Below are 21,648 nucleotides of genomic sequence, written 5' to 3'. Positions count from 1 at the left end.
ATCCGAAACGAGCAACGGACAGGAGGCGCGGTGCCAGCTGGCACCGCGCCTCCTGTCCGTCAACGGGTCGCGTCTACGCGACCGCCGCCTGCACCTGCCGCTGGACGCGTCCGAGCATGCCCACCATGCCGCGGATCCGCAGCGGGCTGACCGCCTCGGACAGGCCGATGGTCAGCGGGTAGTCCGTCGGCACGGCGAGCACCTGCTCGACGGTCAGGCCGGACAGCCCCTGCGCCAGGATCGAGGCGAAGCCGCGGGTGGTCGGAGCCTCGCGCGGGGCGGTGGCGTGCATCCGGACCACGTCCGGGGCGTCGCCGTCCTCGCCCACCGTCACGGTGATGAAGACGGGGGACTGGCACTCCTCGACGCGTTCGAGCTCGTCCTCGTGCCCCTGCAGGCGTTCGGGCAGCGCAGGCAGCTCGTTCGAGAACTCGAGCAGGAGCTGCAGGCGGTCCTTCTGGCCCAGGGCGAGGAAGTCGTCGCGGATCTCGGCGAGGGTGGCGGGGAGTGGTGCGTCGGTGCTGGCGTTCATCGGTTCGGAACAGTACCCGGCTCGGATCCCTGCACGATGGGGACGCGGACGGCGCTGCCCCACTCGGTCCACGAGCCGTCGTAGTTGCGGACGTTGTCGTAGCCGAGCAGGTGCTGCAGGACGAACCAGGTGTGGCTCGAGCGCTCACCGATGCGGCAGTAGGCGATGACCTCGTCGGCGTCACCGATGCCGGCGCCGTCGCGGTAGACGGCGTCGAGCTCGTCGCGTGACTTGAAGGTGCCGTCGGGGGCGGCGGCCGTCGCCCAGGGGATGTTCACGGCGGTGGGGACGTGGCCGCCGCGCAGCGCGCCCTCTTCCGGGTAGTCGGGCGCCGTCGTGCGCTCCCCGCTGTACTCCGGGGCGCTGCGGACGTCGATGAGGGGCTTGCCGAGGTGCGCGAGGACGTCGTCCTTGAAGGCGCGGACGGGCTCGTCGTGGCGCTCGACGACGGGGTACTCGACGGGCGTGACCGGGGTCTCGTCGGTGGTCAGGGCGCGGTCCTCGGCGATCCACTTGCCACGACCACCGTCGAGCAGGCGGACGTCCTCGTGGCCGAACAGGGTGAACACCCAGAGGGCGTAGGCCGCCCACCAGTTGTTCTTGTCGCCGTAGATCACGACCGTGGTGTCGCGGCCGATGCCCTTGCCGCCGAGGAGCTCGGCGAAGGCGGCACCGTCGATGTAGTCGCGCTGCACCGGGTCGTTGAGGTCGGTGTGCCAGTCGATCTTCACGGCGCCCGGGATGTGCCCCGTCTCGTAGAGCAGGACGTCCTCGTCGGACTCGACGACCACCAGGTCGGGCGCGCCGGCCCCGGCGTCGAGTTGCTCCTGCAGCCACTCGGTGGAGACGAGGCGCTCCGGGTGCGCGTAGGCGGCGAACTTCTCGGACGGGTCGACCGGTGCGGTCATCGGGGGTACCTCCAGGGGGTGCGGGGGAGCGTGGTGCTGGGGAGCGTGCTGCTGGCGCCGGACTAGGATCGGGCGTCGGTGCCTGTGGGCAACGGTACGCGGACGTACCGTGCCCCTGACGCAACGTGACACCCCACGACATGCTTCCCGGAAGGGTTCCCCGATTGCCCGCTCACCTCGTCGACCGTGATCCCCGGGTGACCCCGCAGCAGATGGCGGCGGCGCTCGTGCCCCCGCCCCAGTTCACGGACGCGTCGTTCGACTCGTACCGGCCGGACCCGGACTACGACTCGCAGGCCTCGGTCCGCGATGCCGTGGCCGCGTTCGTGGCCGCCGGTCCCGCGGACGCCCCGCGGCGCGGGCTGTTCGGGCGCCGGAAGCAGTCGGCGGAGCCCGCGGCGAAGTCCGGCGTGTACCTGGACGGCGGGTTCGGCGTGGGCAAGACCCACCTGCTCGCAGCCGCCTACCACGCGGCCACCGGCCGGAAGACGTTCGGCACCTTCATCGAGTACACCGCGCTCGTGGGCGCCCTGGGGTTCCAGGGGACGGTCGACCTGCTCCGCGGCACCGCACTGGTGTGCATCGACGAGTTCGAGCTCGACGACCCGGGCGACACGATGGTGATGACCCGGCTCATCAAGGAACTGACCGAGACCGGCACCCGCTTCGCCGCGACGTCGAACACGCCACCGGGAGCCCTGGGCGAGGGACGCTTCGCCGCGCAGGACTTCCTGCGCGAGATCCAGGCCATGTCGGACCGCTTCGACACCATGCGCATCGACGGCCTCGACTACCGCCGACGTGCCGTGGACGAGTCGGCGCAGGTGGTGTCCGACGTGCCCGCCGCGCTGCCGTCCGGCTCCGTGACGCTCGACGACTTCGGCGCGGTGGTCGCGCACCTGGGTTCCGTGCACCCCTCGAAGTACGTCGCGCTGGTCGAGGACCTCGACGCCGTCGGACTCACCGACGTCCGGGCGTTCACCGACCAGACCGACGCGCTGCGCTGGGTCGCCCTGGTGGACCGGCTGTACGACGCGCAGGTGCGGATCGTCGCCTCGGGCACGCCGCTCGACCAGGTGTACCCCGACGCGATGCTCGAGGGCGGCTACCGCAAGAAGTACCTGCGCGCGGCGTCCCGCGTGGTGGCGCTCACCCGCGCCTGAGGACCCCCCGCCGTCAGACCGATCTGTCCACGGCGGTCTCCTGCCCCTCGCGCAGGGGACATCGGGCCGGCGGAAACACGACGTTTACAAACGGCGCGGTCGCGTTACATCCGCGAAACAGTTCGTGCTCCCTCGTGAAACCTCGCCTCGCCAGACTCGGTGACACCCGAGGCGGTCCAAGAGCCGCTCGTGCAATCGAGAGGTGAACAGATGCTTGATCAGGGCCAGACAGGCTTCATCATGATCATGGCTGCGCTGGTGTTGTTCATGACACCCGGCCTGGCCTTCTTCTACGGCGGTTTGGTGAAGGCGAAGTCCGTCATCAGCATGATGATGATGTCCTTCGGTGCGATCGCGCTCGTCGGCGTCCTCTGGGTGCTGTACGGCTACGCGATCGCCTTCGCCAACACGGGGCCGCACACGGCCGTCAGCGGCGTCGTCGGTTTCTTCAGCATCGACTGGAACCAGATCGGCCTCGGCCAGGCGTTCGAACAGTCCCAGGCCACCACGCTCGCCGCCACCTACCCCGACCTCGCGTTCGTCGGCTTCCAGGCGACGTTCGCGATCATCACCGTCGCGCTCATCTCCGGCGCCATCGCCGACCGCGCCAAGTTCGGCGCGTGGATGGTCTTCGCCGGCATCTGGGTCACGGTCGTCTACTTCCCGGTCGCCTCGTGGGTCTTCAACCTGAGCTCCGGCTGGGCCGCCACGTGGGGCGTCATCGACTTCGCCGGTGGCACCGCGGTGCACATCAACGCCGGTGCGGCGGGTCTCGCCCTGGCGATCGTCCTCGGCAAGCGTGTCGGCTTCGCCAAGGGCGCGCACAAGCCGCACAACCCGCCCTTCGTCCTGCTCGGCGCCGCCATCCTGTGGTTCGGCTGGTTCGGCTTCAACGCCGGCTCCGCCGGTGCCGCGAACGGCGTCGCGTCGCTCGCCTGGATCAACACGCTCGCCGCTCCCGCAGCCGCGGTCCTCGGCTGGCTGCTCGTCGAGAAGCTCAAGGACGGCAAGGCGACCTCCGTCGGTGCCGCCTCGGGAGCCGTCACCGGCCTCGTCGCGATCACCCCGGCCTGCGCCAACCTCACCCCGGGTTGGGGCATCCTGCTCGGCTTCCTCGCCGGCATCGTCTGCTGCTTCGCCATCGACTGGAAGTACCGCCTGGGCTTCGACGACTCGCTCGACGTGGTCGGCGTCCACCTGGTCGGCGGCATCTTCGGCACGCTGTTCCTCGGCTTCTTCGCCAACGACACCGGCCTGATCTACTCCGGCTCGTTCGAGCAGCTCGGCAAGCAGGCGGCTGCAGCGGGTGCCGTCGGCGCGTACTCGTTCGTCCTGGCCTTCGTCATCGGCTGGATCATCGAGAAGACGATGGGCTTCCGCGTCAAGACCGAGGACGAGGTCGCCGGCATCGACACCGCGGTCCACGGCGAAGAGGGCTACGTCCTCTACGAGCAGACCGACGACAGCCCGGTCAGCGTCCGCTAGACACGCTCCACCACCCGCACGACGACGGGCCCCGCGCACACAGCAGCGCGGGGCCCGTCGTCGTGCGGGACCATCCCCGGCCGGTAGGGTTCCGGCGTGGACGACGTCACCCTCGCGCACCCGCTCGTCGACGCGGTCGGGCCCGGCTTCGTCGTCTCCGAGACCGACGCCGCGATCGTGTCGCTGTCCTCCGCCCGGATGGGGCTCGTGCTCGAGACACGGGCCGCCGACCTCGCGTTCGTGCTGCTCACCCCGCCCACCAGCCGCCTCACCCCGGCGATGCTCGCGATGCTCCGGCGCACGAGCAGCGCGTGGGTCGTCCGCGAGGGCGACCGCTACCGCGCCGCCGGCTCCACCGAGGTCGTCGACGACGTCGCGACCGCGATGTTCGCCCCGCAGGCCTCCCAGCGCACCACCCGGCTCGGCGCCGACGAGGTCCCCTGGGTCGAGCTGATCGTGTCCGTCCACCACCCCGCCACCGAGCAGGCCGGCATCGGTCGCACCGCCGAGCTCCTGCTCGAGGGACTCGCCGGCATCGCGCCCACCGCCTGGGGCACGGTCGAGCCGTCCACGCTCGCCTGGAGCGTCGGCGCCGTCACCGACTTCGCCCGCGGGCGCGCGCCCCGTCCGACCCGGCTCGTCGCCGTCGCCCCGGTCGACGGCGGGTTCGCCGCGGTACAGCTCCGCATCGAACGGTCTGCGACGGGCGTCACCGAGGAGACACGGCTGGCACTGCCACGGCCAGGGCCCACGCCGCCGGTTCCGGGACGACGCGCCAGCGGCGGGCCGGCCGTGCCGGTGGGCAGAGGCACGGTGCCGGTCCCCGGGAACGACTCGCCTCCGGTGGACGGTCCGGTCGTCGACGTCCTGGCCGACCTCGCGCGTCGACAGCGAGTGCTGCTCGCGACGGCGTGGCGCTCGGGCGGGCACGCGGACGCGACCCTCGCCGCCCGGCAGCGCGGGATGCCCGTCCCCCTCGGAGCAGTTGTCGGCGCCGCCGCCGTGCGGGACCTCGGCGTCGACACCGGTTCGTTGCCGGTGGGTGCCATGCCGGTCGGGACGCCGCGCGTGCCGTCGCTGCTGCTCGACTTCGCGCCGCCGACCGCAGGGCTGACCGGGGGCGCCGAGGTGGAGGCTCGCTGGCGGCGGCTGGCCGAGCTCGGCACCGCGCTCGGCCCCCGTGCCGTCGAGCTGCTGGGATTCGGGGCGGACCGATGAGCGCCGAGTGGACGATCCTCAGCGCCGACCACGTGGACGCTGCAGCCGTGCTCACCGGAGCCGCCGCGGTCGACCCCGCGATCGGCATCCGCCAGCTCTGGGCGGGCGATGCGCTGCAGCTCGTGTCGGACGGTGGGGTGGTGCTCCTCACGCTCTTCCAGTCCCGCCGGCTCGACAGCACCACCGATGCCGAACGGTTGCTCGCCCGTCCGTTGTCGGTGGCGGGTGATCGGCTATGGTGGACCGAGGTCCACGCGGCCGCGCAACCCCCGTTCCGGGGGACGGCCGAGCGGATCGTGCGCAGCATCGCGGACGCCGCCGGGGGAACGGCGGAGTCCCGAGCCGCGCAGTGACCACGCGATCACACTGACCGAACGGGACGACCACCAGGGGGAGCCATGGGGAACGGCTGGCAGATCGAGCCCGCGGGCGTGCAGACGACGCTCACCGACACCGAGACCGCGGCGACGAACCTCTCGACCGCGTTCGACGGTCTCGCCGACGCGCACGCCACGCTCACAACGGCCGTCGGGGACGACCAGGCGGTCGCCGGTGCCGTCGCCGCGCTCATCGAGAGCCACTCGGCCCTCCTGCAGCGCGTGGGCAACCACATCACGGCCGGTCTGGCCGGCGCTGCCACCGCGACCCTCGCCTACTACCACGGTGACGAGGAGATGGCCGCGACGGCGCAGACCAACGCGATCCGTGCCTCCAGTACCGGCGATTTCTCGGCCTTCGACCTGGGTGGTGACCAGTGACGAGCCAGTGCCGCGCTGACGGCCTGATCGACCCGGACGCCATCCCCGGCGCGAACATCGACGCGGCGAAGGTCGAGACCGCTGGCACGGCGTTCTCGACGTCGGCCACCGACGTCGAGACGCGCGGCGGCGAGGTGAAGACCGCGTGGGCGAAGCTCGGCAGCAGCTACACGACGCCGGACTCGGCCGACCTGCTCGCGGTCATGGACGGCGTCGAGACCGACACCGCAGCACTCGCCGCGACCCTGCAGAAGGCGTCGACGTTCATCGGCGACTACGCGACGGCGGTCGCGCCCATCGCGAAGCGGCTCGTCGAGCTGAAGGCCGAGGCCGCGACGTTCGTCGAGAAGGCGCTGAAGGGCAAGACGGTCGGCCCGTGGGACCCGGAGCACCCGGCCAACCAGGGCATCGTCGGGCTCGTCGAGAACTTCGGCCAGCAGTTCGACGACGTGCACCTGCCGTGGGACCAGTACACGCCGTACGTCGACGAGAACAACGAGCTGCTCACCAAGGTCGCCGCGCAGGAGACGAAGCTCTCCGCCGCCTCCGCCGAGTGCGTCAACGCGATCAACGGATTGCGCACGGACATGTGTCTGCCCCAGGTACAGGCCGTCGACTACAACGCTGCCGTCAAGGCGAACGAACCGATGCCGTGGGGGAGCACCGGGCGCGGCGACCAGTCCTGCTCGGAGTCGTTCAACTCCGGCATGGACGATGCCCTGACCGGCACCATCGACGGACTCGGCGGCCTCGTCGGCTACAACTCGCAGACCGGCGAGTGGGGCGACGGCGACTGGGCGAAGCAGTCGTGGAAGGGCTTCGCAGAGTCCCTCGGGCTGATCGTCTTGATGGGCAGCCCGCCGCTCCTCATCGCCGCAGCGCTGCCGAAGGGCGTCCTGCCGGACGTCGTCGGCGACACCGCCCGCAGCATCATGGATCAGCAGAAGACCCTCGTCGAGGGCTTCGTCGGGTCGCCGGAGGACTGGCGGGACGACCCCGCCCACGCCGCCGGTGGTGCCGCGTTCAACATCGGCACGCTGTTCATCCCCGGCGCGGGCGAGGTCGGCGCCGGGGCGAAGGTCGCGGCGCTCGGGTCGCGGCTCGCGGTGCTCGGGGCGGACGGCAGCAAGCTCGCGCTCATCGGGTCCAAGGTCGCGGCTGCCGGTACCACGATCGTGCGCGTCGGGGATGCGCTGTCGAGCCTGCCGGGCAAGGCGTTGTCGGGGGTCTCGGACCTGCTGGCGCGGGGGCGTGGCGGGTTCGCGGATGCGCTCCGGGGGCTCGGGGACAAGATCCCGACCGTGAAGGTCAGCGTCGAGCACGCCATGGCGACGCCGGACGGGTTCGGCGTCGGGGTCGGGCGGCCGCACATCGAGGTCGGGCATCCGGAGCCGGGGTCGCACTGGTTGCACTCGGTGGCGGATCACGTGGATGGTGGCGGGGGCGACGCTCCGCATACGAGTCACTCGTCCGGGTCGTCTGACGCCGACTCGCAACTCGTCGATCGGTCAGGCACGTCCGGGCACGTGGACAGCCCGACGGACGCTCCCGTGGTTCCGCACACGCAAACCGGTGAGCCAATCAACATGCTGGACGGTTCCGGCGCGCCGGCCCAGATCAGGAACTCACATCTATCGCAGGCCTTCATCGACAACGGCGGGCTCAGGGCGCACGAAGGCATCCGTGGCGCTCACACGATGAGCAGGCACTTCGACGGCATCGACGGCGTCAAGTCCGACGCCGAGATTGCAGGTCGAGACGACCTGTCTTCGGCCGGGAACAGTGCTTTCCGTCTCCCTGAGGAGGATCTCAACCGTTTGATCGGCCGCACCCTGGACAGCCGAGCCGACGAAATCTCGAACTGGTTGAACATGGAGCCCAAGCCCAAACCCAGGGTCTTCACGATCACCGCGTCGTTCGATCAGGTGATCGGACGGCGGTTCAGTGATGGGGTCTTCACAGACGAAAAGCAGATGTGGATGCAGTTGTTGTGGGACAAGAACAGTCCAGGCGGTTTCGTGGTCCGGACCGCGTACCCGACCCGGCTCGGAGGGTGATATGACTGGATTGACTAAGATCGGGTACGAGAACTACTCCGAGGCTATTCCTCTCCTCGGAGGCTTCCTGGAGAACCTCTACCAACACTGGTGGGATGACTACTCGTCCGTTGCGGACTACGTCGACTTCTACGTTGACGGGTTCAGCCGCGAAGAGCTTGCTGGAATGTCGAAGGAGTTCGTCTCGCTGGATGCTGACGGCGCCGAGGACCGAGAGGTGGACGCATTTCTTCGTCGGATGAACGCGAACTACCGCCTTGGTTCCGGGTCAGGTCGGGCGTTGTTGCGCGAAGTTGGCAAGCGAGTAGAGGAGCTCGCCGACGGCGCGGTTCCAAAGGTCTTCGACTGAATGGTGTGCACTCGGACTCGACCGACGAGTACCTCGTGTCAAAACGGGAGCGGACCCTTTGGCCGCCCGCGAAACGATAATCAATGGCTGGCTTGACTCGGCGGTCGCAAAGCTGGACGCGATGGCGGTCCTCCGTTGTTCTCTCGTGACCGAGACGTTGCGACACAGTTCGCTCGACTCGCCGCTGACCACGATGGACTGGTCATGGAATACCGGCCTCTACCGAGTGGGTTTGCAGGATGGTGAGCAGCGTCGTTGACGTTTCGGGTTGGCAGATGAAAGCGCAGTGGGCGGCGCGGCAACAGTCCGCTGAGGAGATCGCGGATCTCGCATTGCAGAGTTGCGATCGTTTCGTCCAAGCGTTCCCGGAGTTTGAGGGAGCGTGGAAGGTGAGCAGCGAGGTCGGCTCGGTCGAGTACAGGGACAACGCAGTGCCCGAACTCGTGCGATCGAGCCTGCTGCGTGTCGACGGTGAGCCGGATCCGGCTCGGGGGTTCAGCTTCTTGCTGCTCTCGCCAGTGATTGACGGTAGCTATGCGGCCATCCGCGTGCGTGCCGGTGCCACACATCAAACGCGACGGGTGGCACCGAACTCGGTCTCTGTGGGCTTTTCTTCGGTGGATTTCGGCGAGCCGGCGACTCTGAGCACGTCGGGTCCGGGTTTCGAAGCATTCGTTGACCTCGCAAAGTCTCTCGAGGTGCTCTGGGAGGCAGAGAGCATGAAGGTTGCCGACCGTGTTCCTGAGGGCCTCCTCGGTGAATGAGTTGGGAGCGAAGGGGGCTTTGTTGTCTGAACCGAGACAACCCGTGAGGCCTGAGCTTCGATCGGACCCTGTCTCAGCGTGAAGACCGATGTCACCGACTGGTACCTCGTGGCTGACTGGGATGCAAGGCCTGAGTCTGCGGACGTGATCGCCGCGCGTCTGGTTGACGCTTCCGCCGCGATTGAAGTTGCGCTGCCTGTGTTCGATGGCATATGGACGGTCAAGGATCTGAACGTCGACAGTGCAGATGAGAGGTCATGGTCCGGACTCGTCGGTTCGTCGCCGTACAAAGTCGACGGCGTTGCGGAACCGGCGCGGGGATTCACGCTTTCGTTGGCGTCAGTGATTTCTGGTGGGTCAATGCTGCATGCATCGGTCACGGCTGGTGCGGCGCTCCAGACCATCATCAACAAACCGAACGAGTTCGTCTTGGACTTTCGTGCTCGCCACTTTGGTGAGGCGGTAGAAATCGATCTGCCGATACCCGCGGACGAACGGTTCCGAGACCTTGGCATGAGGATCAAGAGTATCTGGGATGCCTCGGATCTCCGCGTCGAGTTCGGCTGAAGTAGACGGTGCCGCCCAGGTCGTTGTGAAGCGATGATCGATCGCCACTATCCGCTCAGCGTGCGCGACGCTGATGAGCAGCGGCCGGCTGGCGGTGCGGACCGACTCGCCGAAGACCATGGCGGGCACCTGCTGTCGGCCGGCCATGGCGGTTCACCGTACGGAGTGAATCTCACGCCGGAACACGGCCGAGGTGTCAATCTGGGAGCAGTCCGGAGGGTGGAGAACTCCATCTCCAAGATGCTGCGCCCTCACCAACCTCCGCGCCGTCGGCGGCACCGCCCTCCAGGCCGACCACCCCCGCACCGTGTACCGGGCGAACACCGAACCGGTGGGGCCGGACGCCTACCCGCCCGGTCTCGCGGCGGTGATCGACCTCCGCCGGGTCGACGAGACCGCCGCCGTGCCGCATCCGCTCGCGGCGTCGCCCGGCTACCGAGGTGTCCCGATGTTCGATCCGTCGTCGGACCTGGAGTCGGCAGCCGAGGCCATCGCCCTCGAGGACCAGTACATCGACTGGCTCGACCGGCACCGCACCGGGATCGCCGAAGCGCTCCGCGCCGTCGCGACCACCGACGGCGACGTGCTGGTCTGCTGCTCGGCCGGGAAGGACCGCACCGGGATCGTCAGCGCGCTGCTCGCACGGCACTGGGGCGCGGACATCGACGCGATCGGCGAGGACTACGCCATGAGTGCCGAGCGGCTCGTCGACCGCTTCGCACGGGAACGCGCAGCGAGCGCCGACCCCGAGGCCACCGCGATCGCGCAACGGTGCGTGCCGGAGATCATGACCACGGTCATCGACCACGTCGAGCGTCGCTGGGGCTCGGTCGACGCCTACCTGCGGGCGATCGGCCTGCAGGACGACGAGATCGCGCGCCTCTGATCGCGACGCTGGTCGCGTTCTGGACGTGACCACGCACTGGAGGCGCGGTGCGGGTCCGACCCGCACCGCGCCTCCAGGCAGATGGTCGCGTCAGCGACCCGTTGGTTCCGTCGGCGACGTCACCAGGCGTAGTCCTCCGGCGAGGTCTTGTGCCCCGGGAAGATCTCGTCGAGTCGGTCCAGCGCACGCTGGTCGAGGCGGATGTCGACGGCGCGGACCGCGGATTCCCACTGCTCCATCGTGCGCGGGCCGGTGATCGGCGCGGTGACGCCGGGCTGGTGCAGCAGCCACGCGAGGGCGAGCTCGCCGGGGGTGTGGCCGAGCTCCTTCGCGAAGGACTCGTAGGCCTGGAGCTGGTCACGGTGCGAGTCGACGTACTCGGCGCTGCGGCCGGAGAGGCGACGCGAGCCGTTCTCGGTCTTCTCGATGACGCCACCGAGGAGGCCGCCCTGCAGCGGGGACCACGGGATCACGCCGAGGCCGTACTCGCGGGCGGCGGGCAGGACCTCGCGCTCGATGTCGCGGACGACGAGGTTGTAGATCGACTGCTCGCTGACGAGGCCGAGCGTGTGGCGGCGCTTCGCGGCCTCCTGCGCCTGGGCGATGTGCCAGCCGGCGAAGTTCGACGAACCGACGTACAGCACCTTGCCCTGCTGCACGGCGACGTCGATGGCCTGCCAGATCTCGTCCCACGGGGTCGCACGGTCGACGTGGTGGAACTGGTACAGGTCGATGTGGTCCGTCTGCAGGCGCTGCAGGCTCGCGTCGAGGGCCTGGCGGATGTTGAACGCGCTGAGCTTGCCGCCGTTCGGCCAGTCGATCATGTCGCCGTAGACCTTCGTCGCGAGGACCGTCTTCTCGCGACGGCCGCCGCCCTTGGCGAACCAGCGGCCGATGATCTCCTCGGTGGCGCCCTTGCCCACCGAGCCGCCGTAGCCGTTGGCGGTGTCGAAGAAGTTGACGCCGAGCTCGTGGGCCCGGTCCATGATCGCGTGCGAGTCGTCCTCGCTGGTCTCCGGGCCGAAGTTCATCGTGCCGAGCACGGCGCGCGAGACCGACAGCCCTGTCCGTCCGAGGTGTGTGTAGTCCATGAGACGGGTCTACTCGTGACGCGCTGCGGGCGCCAGGCCCTGGGAGTACCGGTCGAGGGGTGGGGAGTAGTCAGGGGGTACCACTCGAGAGGAGCAGCCATGCCAGCCAAGGACGAGATCCCCAGCACCCTGCAGCGGTCACCGGAGCACGCGCAGGAGGTCTTCGAGAAGACACTGGACTCGGCGAACGAGACGTACGGCCCGGGCGAGCGGGCGCACCGCACGGCGTTCGCCGCCGTGAAGCACGAGTACGAGAAGGTCGGCGACCACTGGGAGGAGAAGGAGTCCTCCGGGCCGTCCGACTCCGGCGCCGCTGGCTCCCGCGGTTCCGGTTCGCGTTCTTCGGGGAAGACCGAGGGCGGCGTCGACGCGAACGCCTCGAAGGCGCATCTGATGGACGTCGCGAAGCGACTCGACGTCAGCGGTCGCTCGAAGATGACCAAGGACGAGCTGGTCGAGGCGATCGGCAAGGCGAACGACCGCGCGACCGCAGCGGCGCGGAAGTGACCGCGGGTGCGGTGCTCTCCATTCCCCGGTCGGCATGCGGCGGTGGAGTGAGGGGGTAACGTGCCGACGATGAACATCCCAGCACTCCGCGGCAGCCGCATCCTCGGATTCGGACACCACCAGCCCGAACGCGTCCTGACCAACGACGAGCTGTCGACGATGGTCGACACGAACGACGAGTGGATCCGCACCCGCACCGGGATCCAGACGCGTCGGATTGCCGGGCCCGACGACACCGTGACGTCGATGGCGATCGAGGCCGGACGTCGTGCCCTCGCCGACGCCGGGGTGTCACCCTCGGCCGTCGGACTCGTCATCGTCGCCTCCACCACCCACCAGGACCGCGCGCCGTACACGGCAGGTCGGGTCGCCGCCGCTCTCGGCATGACGAACGGCCCGGCGCCGATCGACATCAACACCGCGTGCAGCGGTTTCGAGTACGCGCTCGGGCTCGCCGACCAGTCCATCCGCACCGGTTCGGCCGACGTCGCGCTCGTCATCGGGTCCGAGGTTCTGTCCGGCATCGCCGACTGGACCGACCGGTCGACGTGCGTACTCGTCGGTGACGGGGCCGGTGCCGCCGTGCTCGGGGTCGCCGAGACGCCCGAGATCGGCCCGGTGTCGTGGGGGAGCGTGCCGCACCTGCTCGACGCCGTCCGTGTCGAGGGGTCGCCCGGGCGGTTCAACCAGGAGGGCCGCTCGATCTACCGGTGGGCGATCACCGAGGCCGAGGGGCACGCCCGCAAGGTCGTCGAGGCCGCCGGGCTCTCGATGGACGACATCGAGGTGTTCGCGTTCCACCAGGCGAACCTGCGGATCATCGAGCCGCTCGTGACCGCGCTCGGCGGGGAGTCGAAGTTCGTCATCCGCGACGTCGTCGAGTCCGGGAACACCTCGGCCGCGAGTGTGCCGCTCGGGCTGTCGAAGGCGTGGGAGCGTGGCGACCTGCCGGAGGGGGTGCCGGCGCTGCTGTTCGGGTTCGGTGGTGGGTTCGCCCATGCCGGGCAGGTCGTGACGACGCCGGTGCGGTCCTTCTGAGGCGCAGTTGCACGAACGGCCCGGGCTCGGCTGCTGAGCAACCGCGCCCGGGCCCTGCTCGGTCGTCCCGCTAACGCTTCGCGCGGGGGGCGTCCTGGCCCGGCTCGGTCCAGAGGTCCTGGTCGTTGCCCGCGCCGCGCTTCCACGGCAGCGCGCGCCGGGTCTTCTCGGCAGCCGGTGTGACCGTCAGCACGATCGGGAACTCCGCCGGCGGCATGCCGAACCCCGTCCGCGACGCCTGGATCACCTTGCGCCCCAGGGCGTGGTTCCCCAGACCGCCGACGGCCGCGCCGATGCCGAACGGGAGCGCGCGGCCGAGGACCGAGCCGCCCTGTCGGATGGCGAAGCGCTTGATGAACTGGTCACGGACCTGTCCGCCGATGCCGTTGACGACCTGCTTCGGCAGCGAGGACGTCACCATCTCGCCCCAGAACGCGGTCCGGGCCTGACCGCCGGCGGCCTGTCCGGCGAGCTGCTTGATGAGCTGCGTGCCCGGTGCGCCGAGGATCATCGCCATCACCAGCGTGCGGGCGCGCTCCGGGTCGTCCAGCGCGATGCCGTGCACCTCGGTCACCGACTGTGCGAACAGGGCGGTGGTCTCGAGGAACCCGACCGTCTCCGCGCCGCTCAGTCCGAGCGCAGCGGCCATCCCGACTCCGGGGATCACCGCACTCGCACCGACCGCGGCACCGCCGGTCGTGACGGCGGCAAGGTACTGCCGCTCGAGGATCTGGATCACCTCGGCGGGGGTCGCGTCGGGCTTGCGGCGACGGATCGCGTTGACGTGCGCGACCACGACAGGACGCTGCACGCTGATGACCCGATCGAGCCACTTGGCCCAGCCCGAGGGCTGGACCTGCTGCGTTCGGGGGTCGGAAGAGGTGGGGGAGACCGGTGCGGTCGGCAGGGGCACGATCGACTGGTCCTTCGGGGCACGGGCCATGCGTTCACCGTACGCCGGGCACGTGAGAGGCTCGCTGGGTGGACACCGATCCGGAGCAGGGACCCCTCGACGCCGCCCGTCGTGCGGCCGGGTTCCTGACCGTCCGGCAGGTGGCCGCCCTCGCGCCCGAGGTCCGGGTGCTCGATCCCGCGTCCGTCCTGATCGGGGTGGGCGTGTCGGTCCTGCCCGGCGTGGAGCTGTACCCGTCCACGACGCTCGAGACCCGTCACGGTGGGGTGATCACGCTGGCCGCCGGTGCCCGCCTGGGCCCCGGACCCGTGACCGTCGTCGCGTCGGCGTCGGCCGTGCACATCGGCGAGGAGGCCGAACTCGGCCCGGGCCCGGTGACCATCGTGGCTGACGGGTCCGACGTCGTGATCGGTGGTCGGGCTCGCCTGACGGCCGGGTGTCTCGTCGAGGGGCCGGCGCGGATCGGCGAGGGCGCGCAGGTGCTCGGGCCGGTCTCGTTGCGAGACGTCGAACTGGCGGACGGCGGGGACCACCGGGAGCCCGACCCCGACCACCGCGGCGGCGTGGTCAAGGGCGTGGGGCCGGTGCGTGGTGTCCGCGTGGGACTCGGTGAGGTCGTGGTCGGTGGGGTGGCGCACGCCGGTGAAGCGTCCGATCGGCCGAGGATCGAGCGTCAGCGCACGTACCACCAGGACGCGCCGCGTCGTCCGCGCTGATCGTCGAACACGCAGCCTCAGCACGGCACACCCGCGCGCCGGAGGGCAGCCCGCACCCGGTCGGGCTGCATCAGGTCGGACCACGAGAGCCGGACGACCACACGGACCTCGGGGAACGACCGGATGAAGTCCTCACGACGTTTCTCGCGCCAGTGCGCGTCCGCGGTGGATCGCCCGTCGAGCAGCGCCGAGTCCTCGTACTTCGCGCGGCCGTCGACCTCGACCACGACGCCCTGGTCGGGGAACCAGAAGTCCACGATCGCCGTGGCCGATCCGGCCCGGGCGAACACGTGCTGCTGCACCGGCTCCGGCACCCCGATCTCGCGGAAACGCACGCGGCACACTGACTCCGCCGGTGACCCCGACAGCGCCGAGCCCATCCCCACGGCGATCCCTGCCTTGTCATGGCTCGTGGGCCCCGTCGCGGCGAGTTCGTCGAGCAGGACCTCGGGCAGGAGATGCCGATCGTGGAGCGCCTGGTCGATCATCGGCAGCGCGAACTCGAGGGTGGACGAACCCGCGATGTCGACGAGGGTCCGTGCCAATGACGTGACGGGCGCTCCGTCGATCTCCGCGGGGGTGGTCGCGGGCAGGCCGGCCCACCGTGCGTCCGGCGTCGGCTCGCGGACGAGCGGTCCGGGATGGAGCCGCAGATGTGCTGACGTGTCGGAGCGTTCGCGGCGCGGATCGACCACGTCGACCTTCGCCGGAGGGGCATGGACGAAGGGGAGTCCGTGCACGGCAGCCGCAGCCGAGCGCGCGAAGGCCCTCGGCGCGTGGATCATCGGCGCGGTTGCGCGCACCAGGAGCAACAGGTGGCCCTCGGGCCGGAGTTCGACGACCGACGACGGGGAGACCAGGACCCCCGGACGTACCGCGACCAACTCGCCCCGACGGACCCGGCGTTGCAGTGCCCGGCGTTCGGCGCTGGGCTTGCCGGTCGTGCGGATGAGGGGGATGGTGCGTGCGCGGTCGTCCATGGATCAACCATCGATCGCCCGGACCGTCCACGCGGCGACGGTGAGCCGATCTGTGGATGACGAGCCGCGCCTCCAGGCTGTGGAGGGATGAGGCGGAAGCAACTTGCGACGATGTCGATGTCGTACGACGGCGACTCTGTCGCTGTCACGCGTGCGCAACAGTTGCAGACGCGGAGGTGCGACAGCACCGATGTCGTACGACGTCGACAGTGTCGTTCCGCGTCGACCGGGCCCGACCGGCCCCGCCCCCGCCGCCCCCACCTACACCCGCGCGAGCTCCGCCCGCAGCGGCAGGTCCTGCTCCTCGAGGATGACCTGCGCGCCCACGGCGGTCCGGGCGTTCACGACGATCGGCGCGAGCAGGTTCACCGTGGTGCCGGACGCTCCGGGGTTCGCGACCACGAGCAGCATCGCGTCGGCGGGGTCGGTCAACCCGAGCCCGGCGGCCTGCTCGTCGGTGAGCTCCGGCGCGTACGACGGCAGGTGCACCGCGGCGTCGAGCAGGAACAGCCGTGCGCCGTCGCCGACGAGCGTGAACAGCCCCTCGGCGCCGTCGACCGGCGAGAGCTCGAAGGCCGCGGCGTGAGCGAGCCCGAACGGCGGGACGGCGAAGGTCAGGGAGATGCTCATCGGAGGTAGTCCATCAGGGTCGGCTGCAGGACCTTCGCGGTGACGGCGAGGGCTGCCTGGTAGTTGGTCTGCTGCACCTGCAGGTCGAGGACGGCCTTCGCGAGGTCGACGTCCTCGATGTCGGCGCGGCGGCTCTCGAGCGAGACGGTCGCGGACTTCAGCGAGTCCTGCGCCGCGAGTGCAGCGGCGTGCCGGACGCCGACGTCGGCCTGGGCGCCGCGGACGGTCCCGAGCGCCGTGTCGACGTCCCCGATGCGAGCGTTCACGTTCACCCCGTTCTGCAGGTCGCTGACGATGGAGTCGATCATGCCGAACACCGAGTCGTCGCCGGAGCCGAAGACCGCGGTGCCGGTGGTGTCGACCCGCACCGTGGTGCCGTCGCCGACCCGACGGGACACGTCGGTGCCCGATGCCGCCCAACCCGTCGCGGGGTCGTAGGCGACAGCGGCGGTCGATGATCCCGCGAACACCGAACGGGTGCCGTAGGTCGTGTTGGCGCGTGCCTCGAGGTCGGCCTTGAGCGACCGGAACTGCGTGACGAACGCGTCGCGGTCGGTGTCGCTCATGGTGCCTGAGTTCGCGGCCCGCACCGTGAGGTCGCGGACGTTGTTGAGCACCGAGTACACGCCGGACAGCGCACTGTCGGTGGTCGCGAGCCACGCCGCGGCGTCGTTCGCGTTCCGCGAGTACTGCGCGGCTGCGGCCTGCTCCTTGCGCACCTGCATCGACGACGCGGTGCCGACCGGGTCGTCCGAGGGCTTCTGGATCGCACGCAGCGTCGTGGCCTGGTCGGTGAGCTCGGCGACCCGCGCGGCACCGGCCTGCAGCCGGGCCGAGGCGGCCGCCATCGACATCTGGGTGGTCACACGGGTGATCACGATCAGCCCCTCCCGACGAGTCCGACGCGGTTGATGATGGTGTCGAGCATCTCGTCGACCGCGGTCAGGACGCGCGCCGCGCCCTGGTACGCGTGCTGGTAGCTCAGCAGGTTGACGTTCTCCTCGTCGAGGTCGACGCCGGCGCTGGACTGCTGCTGGGTGCGCGCGTTGGTGAGCGCGAGGCCGGTCATCGTCGATTCCGACGTGGCCGACCTGGAGGCGGTGCCCACCCCCGCCACGAACGTCGCCCAGACCTGATCGGCGCCGTCCGACGACGCCCCGAGTCGCGCGAGCGCGTCGGCGAACGAGTCGTCGAGTTCCCCCGCCGCGTTCCGCGTCGCCAGCCCACCGGCGTCCGTGGGGACGACGCCGAGTGCCTGGGCGGCGGGGACGCCGGCCGCCAGGGAGAAGAAGGGGGCGCCGGTGGTGCCGGCCGGGGTGGTCCCGGCGGCGTGCAGGGCGTTCACGGTCGTGGCGAGCCGCGTGGCCACGGCGTCGTAGGACGCGGAGGCCTCGGCGAGTGCGCCGCCGGTGCCGGTGCCGGACGCGGGTGCGAGGACCGCGAGGGCGCCACCGATCGACCCGCCGCCCAGTCCGACCACCCCGGCCGTGCCGGTGGTCCATGTCAGGGTGACCGCGGTGCCGTCGGCGAGACGTTCGCCGCCGCCGAGGGCGACCGAGCGGGCGTCGGTGCCCTGCACCAGCGGGTTGCCGCCGAGGAGCACGTCGACCGTGCCGTCGGCGTTCGTCCGGGTGGTGCCGCCGGCGAGCGTGGCGATCTGCTGCGTGAGCTGGTCGCGCTGGTCGAGCAGCTCGTTGGCGTTGCCGCCCGAGGCGAGCGCGGTGCGGATCTGGCCGTTCAGGTCGGCGACCTGCTCCGCGGCGCCGTTCAGCTGGGCGACCTGCCCGGTCAGGGTGCCGCGCACCGAGGACCACTGCGCGTCGACGGCCTTCGAGCCGGCGGCCAGGGCGGCGACGACGGTGCCGGCGGCCCCGAGCACGGCACTGGCGGCACCCGGGTCGTCGGGGTGGCTGGCGAGCTCGCTCCACGACGACCAGAACGCGTCGAGCTTGGCGCTCAGGCCGTCCTTGCCGGGCTCGTGCAGCCCGGTCTCGAGGGCGGAGAGCGCCGTGGCGCGGGCATCGGCGTAGGCCGACGAACCGGCGGCGACGCGGACACCGGCGTCGAGCGTCAGGGACGCCAGGCGGGCGATGCCGTCGACCGAGACGCCCTGGCCGGCGAGGGCCGCGGTGCCCCGCATGAACCCGGTCTGGGTCGCGGGGATCGAGTTCTGCGTGACGCGCTGCCGCGTGTAGCCCGCGGTGCCGGCGTTCGCGATGTTCTGGCCGGTGACGTCGATGCCGGCACGGGCGGCTGCCAGGCCGGAGTAGGCGGTCGCGAGGGATCCGAAGGTACTGACCACGGTGCTACAGCGTCCCCTCGAACAGGCGGGCGCCGTCCTGGCCTGCGCCGGACGTCCCACTGGCGTCGTAGGTGGCGGCACCGGTGACGGTCCCCGCCAGGGTCTCCTCGGTGGCCTGGGCGGCGGCACGGAGGAACCGGTCGTTCTCGTCGCGGAGGGCACCGATCTGGGTGGTCAGCTCGACCATCGCGGTGAGGTGTGACGACAGGATCTCGCCCCACGGCCCGTTCGGTGCCGCGGCGACGACGTCGCGCAGGGGAGCGTCGGCGGCCACGCCCCACTCCTCGGCGACCTCGGCGCTCTGCGCGGCGCGCTCGAGACCGGTGCTGCGGAGCCGGTCGAGGACCTGCTCGACCTCGCGGCTGGCGTGCGACACCCAGCGGGAGCGGCCCGCGGTGAGCAGGAGCTGTTCCTCCTCGAGCTTGAAGGTGAGCAGTTCGAGCAGCTCGCGTTCGCGCCAGAGCACGGCGGACAGGTCGTTCACGCTCATCAGCTCCTCCCAGGTGGTGGTTCGTCGGGGTGGTCCCCGGTCCGTCATCCTGCGGACACCGGGACCTATCGACTCCGTGACCGCGACCGTAAGCCCCGGCGGCCGAGTGCCGTCCCCCGTACTCGTCGACTCTGTGACCCGATGACCCCCGTCGGGGGACAAGAACGGGCGTTCCCGACCCCGGGTCCCCCCAAATGCCGACCCGAAACGGGGCCTGACACCCCCGCACTGGGGACGGTTGTGCACCTGTTCAGCGCATTGCCAGCCGATACATTCAGAACGCACCCCGGGGGACACCCGGAACCGCTCGGGAACGATGCGGGGTGCACCGCTCGGAGGGACCCGGGCGGGTCTTCGGCGTACGCACCGGCCATCCGAGGCCGGCGTCCGTCGCGCCCACGGACGGGTGAGCCGACACACGTCAGGTCGACCAGGGGAACAGCATGGACCGCACCGAACGCAACGCGATGATCGTGGAGCACCTCCCGCTCGTGGGCTACATCGTGGCCGACGTCCGCTCCCGGGCGACGCACCTGGACCGCGACGACCTCGCCGCCGTCGGATCGCTCGCACTCGTCGCAGCCGCCGAGGCCTTCGACCCCACCCTCGGCGTGCCGTTCGGCGCCTACGCCCGCACCCGGATCGCCGGTGCGTTGGCCGACGACATGCGCTCGGCCGACTGGGCCTCCCGCGGCACCCGGAAGCGGATCCGCGAGACCCTGGCAACGCAGGAGGCCCTGTCCGCACGCCTCGGTCGGAGCGTCGGTGCCCAGGAGATCGCCGATGCCATGGGCGTCGACAAGCAGACCGCCGTCGACGCGATGAGCGACGCCGCCCGGACCGTCGCGCCGCTCGACGAGACCGTGCACGACCTCGTCGCCGCGGACCTGCCGCTCCCCGGGGACGACCTGCTCGAGACCGAGAAGCGCCGGTACCTCCGCGCCGCGGTCGAGGCCCTGCCGGAGCGGATGCGCTTCATCGTCGAGGCCGTGTACTTCGGCGACCGCTCGGTCACCGACGTCGCCGCCGAGCTCGGCATCACGCACTCGGCCGTCTCGCAGCAGCGCTCCGAGGCGATGCGTCTGCTCCACGACGGTCTGGCGGCCCACTACGGCGACGGCACCACCGTCGAGCCCGCGAGCCGCACCACCGCGGCTCGCCGCAGCGCCTACCTCGCCCGTGTCGCCACGAACGCCGCCGCCGGTGTCGCCCGTGCCGTGCACGACGCCGCGTCCGGCCCGGCTGTCGCGGCGAGTTGAGACGTCGGCGGAAACTTCTCCGCCGATCCCCTAACGACTCCCGGCAACCGGCCGAGAGTCATCCATGTCAGCCCACGGACGGGCCGACGCACGACCCACATTCACGGAGGAAACCACCATGGGTATGTCCATCAACACCAACCTCTCGGCACTCAACACGTACCGGAACCTCAACGCGACGCAGAACGACCTGTCGAAGTCCCTCGAGAAGCTCTCGACCGGCCTCCGCATCAACCGTGCTGCCGACGACGCTGCCGGTCTGTCGATCTCCGAGGGGCTGAAGTCCCAGGTCGGTGGCCTCACGGTCGCCGCCCGCAACGCGCAGGACGGCATCTCCGTCGTGCAGACCGCTGAAGGTGGCCTCACCGAGACCCACTCGATCCTCCAGCGCATGCGCGACCTGGCTGTCCAGGCCGGCAACGACTCGAACAACGAGGACTCGCGGAAGGCGATCACGACCGAGGTCGGTCAGCTCCAGGAGGAGCTGCAGCGCATCTCGGACTCGACCAACTTCAACGGGATCAAGCTGCTCGACGGCAAGGCCTCCACCACGGCTGCTGGTCCCGGTACCGGCAAGCTGACCTTCCAGGTCGGGGCGGACGGCTCCGACGCCAGCAAGATCGACATCGACCTCACCGGCGCGGACGTCTCGAAGGTCGCCACGGCGGTCAAGGCGCTCGACTTCACCACGGGCGACAACGCTCGCCTCGCGGTGACCGAGCTCGACGCGCAGATCAAGTCGGTCTCGGAGGCTCGTTCCAACCTCGGTGCGGTCCAGAACCGCTTCGACCACGCCATCAACGTGACGAACGTGGCCAAGGAGAACCTCACCGCTGCCGGTTCGCGCATCACCGACGTCGACATGGCGCAGGAGATGGTCAAGTACACGCGCGACAACATCCTCAGCCAGGCCGGCACCTCGATGCTCGCGCAGGCGAACCAGAGCACCCAGGGCGTGCTCTCGCTCCTGCGCTAGCCATCACGACGTCCGTCCTCCGGGCCCGATCGGGTGTCCCGGAGGACGGACGCCACCAT

General features: G+C 70.4%; 24 protein-coding genes. 15 read left to right on the top strand and 9 right to left on the bottom strand.

Annotated elements, in window-relative coordinates; genetic code table 11:
- Nucleotides 1–73: 73 nt before the first annotated feature.
- Nucleotides 74–532: a SufE family protein gene (locus DEJ00_RS09875; protein ID WP_027465483.1), complete on the bottom strand. Its 459-nt coding sequence runs from the start codon at nucleotides 530–532 to the stop codon at nucleotides 74–76.
- On the bottom strand, nucleotides 529–1,440 hold the full coding sequence (locus DEJ00_RS09870) for a sulfurtransferase (protein WP_111057222.1): 912 nt from the start codon (nucleotides 1,438–1,440) through the stop codon (nucleotides 529–531). Before DEJ00_RS09870 ends, DEJ00_RS09875 begins: the two co-directional genes overlap by 4 nt.
- A 140-nt stretch (nucleotides 1,441–1,580) precedes the next feature.
- On the opposite strand from DEJ00_RS09870, the gene zapE reads away from it, so the two are divergent.
- The 10 genes from zapE (at nucleotide 1,581) to DEJ00_RS09825 (ending at nucleotide 10,687) form a co-directional block, all read left to right on the top strand.
- The gene (gene zapE / locus DEJ00_RS09865) at nucleotides 1,581–2,603 is read left to right on the top strand and encodes a cell division protein ZapE (protein WP_111057221.1); all 1,023 of its coding nucleotides are present in this window, start codon (nucleotides 1,581–1,583) and stop codon (nucleotides 2,601–2,603) included.
- 240 nt (nucleotides 2,604–2,843) lie between these two features.
- On the top strand, nucleotides 2,844–4,088 hold the full coding sequence (locus DEJ00_RS09860; protein WP_258373619.1) for an ammonium transporter: 1,245 nt from the start codon (nucleotides 2,844–2,846) through the stop codon (nucleotides 4,086–4,088).
- A gap of 96 nt (nucleotides 4,089–4,184) precedes the next feature.
- On the top strand, nucleotides 4,185–5,306 hold the full coding sequence (locus DEJ00_RS09855; protein ID WP_111057219.1) for a DUF6177 family protein: 1,122 nt from the start codon (nucleotides 4,185–4,187) through the stop codon (nucleotides 5,304–5,306).
- Nucleotides 5,303–5,659 (top strand): hypothetical protein, encoded by a 357-nt coding sequence (locus DEJ00_RS18505; protein ID WP_181440143.1) that lies wholly within the window; start codon nucleotides 5,303–5,305, stop codon nucleotides 5,657–5,659. Before DEJ00_RS09855 ends, DEJ00_RS18505 begins: the two co-directional genes overlap by 4 nt.
- A gap of 45 nt (nucleotides 5,660–5,704) precedes the next feature.
- Nucleotides 5,705–6,064, top strand: coding sequence for a DUF6507 family protein (locus tag DEJ00_RS09850; protein WP_111057218.1), 360 nt, complete (start codon nucleotides 5,705–5,707; stop codon nucleotides 6,062–6,064).
- Complete coding sequence (locus DEJ00_RS09845) at nucleotides 6,061–8,121, top strand: hypothetical protein (protein ID WP_111057217.1); 2,061 nt, start codon at nucleotides 6,061–6,063, stop codon at nucleotides 8,119–8,121. The genes DEJ00_RS09850 and DEJ00_RS09845 overlap by 4 nt, the downstream gene beginning before the upstream one ends.
- Nucleotide 8,122: 1 nt before the next feature.
- Complete coding sequence (locus DEJ00_RS09840; protein WP_111057216.1) at nucleotides 8,123–8,470, top strand: hypothetical protein; 348 nt, start codon at nucleotides 8,123–8,125, stop codon at nucleotides 8,468–8,470.
- Nucleotides 8,471–8,709: 239 nt separating this feature from the next.
- Complete coding sequence (locus DEJ00_RS09835) at nucleotides 8,710–9,234, top strand: hypothetical protein (protein ID WP_111057215.1); 525 nt, start codon at nucleotides 8,710–8,712, stop codon at nucleotides 9,232–9,234.
- 78 nt (nucleotides 9,235–9,312) lie between these two features.
- Nucleotides 9,313–9,801, top strand: a complete 489-nt coding sequence (locus tag DEJ00_RS09830) for a hypothetical protein (protein ID WP_111057214.1) — start codon at nucleotides 9,313–9,315, stop codon at nucleotides 9,799–9,801.
- A 193-nt stretch (nucleotides 9,802–9,994) separates the two neighbouring features.
- On the top strand, nucleotides 9,995–10,687 hold the full coding sequence (locus DEJ00_RS09825; protein ID WP_181440142.1) for a tyrosine-protein phosphatase: 693 nt from the start codon (nucleotides 9,995–9,997) through the stop codon (nucleotides 10,685–10,687).
- Between the two features lie 119 nt (nucleotides 10,688–10,806).
- On the opposite strand, the gene DEJ00_RS09820 is transcribed toward DEJ00_RS09825, so the two are convergent.
- Nucleotides 10,807–11,778: an aldo/keto reductase gene (locus DEJ00_RS09820; protein WP_111057212.1), complete on the bottom strand. Its 972-nt coding sequence runs from the start codon at nucleotides 11,776–11,778 to the stop codon at nucleotides 10,807–10,809.
- Between the two features lie 99 nt (nucleotides 11,779–11,877).
- Between DEJ00_RS09820 and DEJ00_RS09815 the strand changes: the two genes are divergently transcribed.
- Together DEJ00_RS09815 and DEJ00_RS09810 are read left to right on the top strand one after the other, a co-directional pair.
- Nucleotides 11,878–12,285 (top strand): ChaB family protein, encoded by a 408-nt coding sequence (locus DEJ00_RS09815; RefSeq protein WP_111057211.1) that lies wholly within the window; start codon nucleotides 11,878–11,880, stop codon nucleotides 12,283–12,285.
- 69 nt (nucleotides 12,286–12,354) lie between these two features.
- Nucleotides 12,355–13,323 (top strand): beta-ketoacyl-ACP synthase III, encoded by a 969-nt coding sequence (locus DEJ00_RS09810; RefSeq protein ID WP_027465501.1) that lies wholly within the window; start codon nucleotides 12,355–12,357, stop codon nucleotides 13,321–13,323.
- A gap of 70 nt (nucleotides 13,324–13,393) precedes the next feature.
- Here DEJ00_RS09810 and DEJ00_RS09805 read toward each other — a convergent pair whose 3' ends face one another.
- On the bottom strand, nucleotides 13,394–14,266 hold the full coding sequence (locus DEJ00_RS09805) for a hypothetical protein (protein ID WP_181440141.1): 873 nt from the start codon (nucleotides 14,264–14,266) through the stop codon (nucleotides 13,394–13,396).
- A gap of 38 nt (nucleotides 14,267–14,304) precedes the next feature.
- On the opposite strand from DEJ00_RS09805, the gene DEJ00_RS09800 reads away from it, so the two are divergent.
- Nucleotides 14,305–14,952, top strand: coding sequence for a hypothetical protein (locus DEJ00_RS09800; RefSeq protein ID WP_111057210.1), 648 nt, complete (start codon nucleotides 14,305–14,307; stop codon nucleotides 14,950–14,952).
- Between the two features lie 17 nt (nucleotides 14,953–14,969).
- Here DEJ00_RS09800 and DEJ00_RS09795 read toward each other — a convergent pair whose 3' ends face one another.
- The 5 genes from DEJ00_RS09795 to DEJ00_RS09775 all read right to left on the bottom strand — a co-directional run bounded on the left by DEJ00_RS09795 (nucleotide 14,970) and on the right by DEJ00_RS09775 (nucleotide 19,354).
- Entirely contained in the window at nucleotides 14,970–15,932 is a 963-nt protein-coding gene (locus DEJ00_RS09795) for a hypothetical protein (protein ID WP_111057209.1), read from the bottom strand.
- Between the two features lie 261 nt (nucleotides 15,933–16,193).
- Complete coding sequence (gene fliW / locus DEJ00_RS09790) at nucleotides 16,194–16,562, bottom strand: flagellar assembly protein FliW (RefSeq protein WP_111057208.1); 369 nt, start codon at nucleotides 16,560–16,562, stop codon at nucleotides 16,194–16,196.
- The gene (locus tag DEJ00_RS09785; protein WP_111057207.1) at nucleotides 16,559–17,440 is read right to left on the bottom strand and encodes a flagellin; all 882 of its coding nucleotides are present in this window, start codon (nucleotides 17,438–17,440) and stop codon (nucleotides 16,559–16,561) included. The genes fliW and DEJ00_RS09785 overlap by 4 nt, the downstream gene beginning before the upstream one ends.
- A 2-nt stretch (nucleotides 17,441–17,442) precedes the next feature.
- A complete protein-coding gene (gene flgK / locus DEJ00_RS09780) occupies nucleotides 17,443–18,864 on the bottom strand; it encodes a flagellar hook-associated protein FlgK (RefSeq protein WP_111057206.1) in 1,422 nt (473 codons plus the stop codon).
- Nucleotides 18,865–18,868: 4 nt separating this feature from the next.
- On the bottom strand, nucleotides 18,869–19,354 hold the full coding sequence (locus DEJ00_RS09775) for a flagellar protein FlgN (protein ID WP_027465506.1): 486 nt from the start codon (nucleotides 19,352–19,354) through the stop codon (nucleotides 18,869–18,871).
- 443 nt (nucleotides 19,355–19,797) lie between these two features.
- Between DEJ00_RS09775 and DEJ00_RS09770 the strand changes: the two genes are divergently transcribed.
- Nucleotides 19,798–20,613: a sigma-70 family RNA polymerase sigma factor gene (locus tag DEJ00_RS09770; protein ID WP_027465507.1), complete on the top strand. Its 816-nt coding sequence runs from the start codon at nucleotides 19,798–19,800 to the stop codon at nucleotides 20,611–20,613.
- Between the two features lie 118 nt (nucleotides 20,614–20,731).
- On the top strand, nucleotides 20,732–21,589 hold the full coding sequence (locus tag DEJ00_RS09765) for a flagellin (RefSeq protein ID WP_220038857.1): 858 nt from the start codon (nucleotides 20,732–20,734) through the stop codon (nucleotides 21,587–21,589).
- The last annotated feature ends 59 nt before the right edge of the window (nucleotides 21,590–21,648 follow it).

This window comes from Curtobacterium sp. MCLR17_039 (assembly GCF_003234745.1).
Classification (GTDB): Bacteria; Actinomycetota; Actinomycetes; order Actinomycetales; family Microbacteriaceae; genus Curtobacterium; species Curtobacterium flaccumfaciens.
The sequence above is the reverse complement of the archived record's forward strand: the minus strand, read 5'-3'. Positions and strand labels throughout refer to the sequence as shown.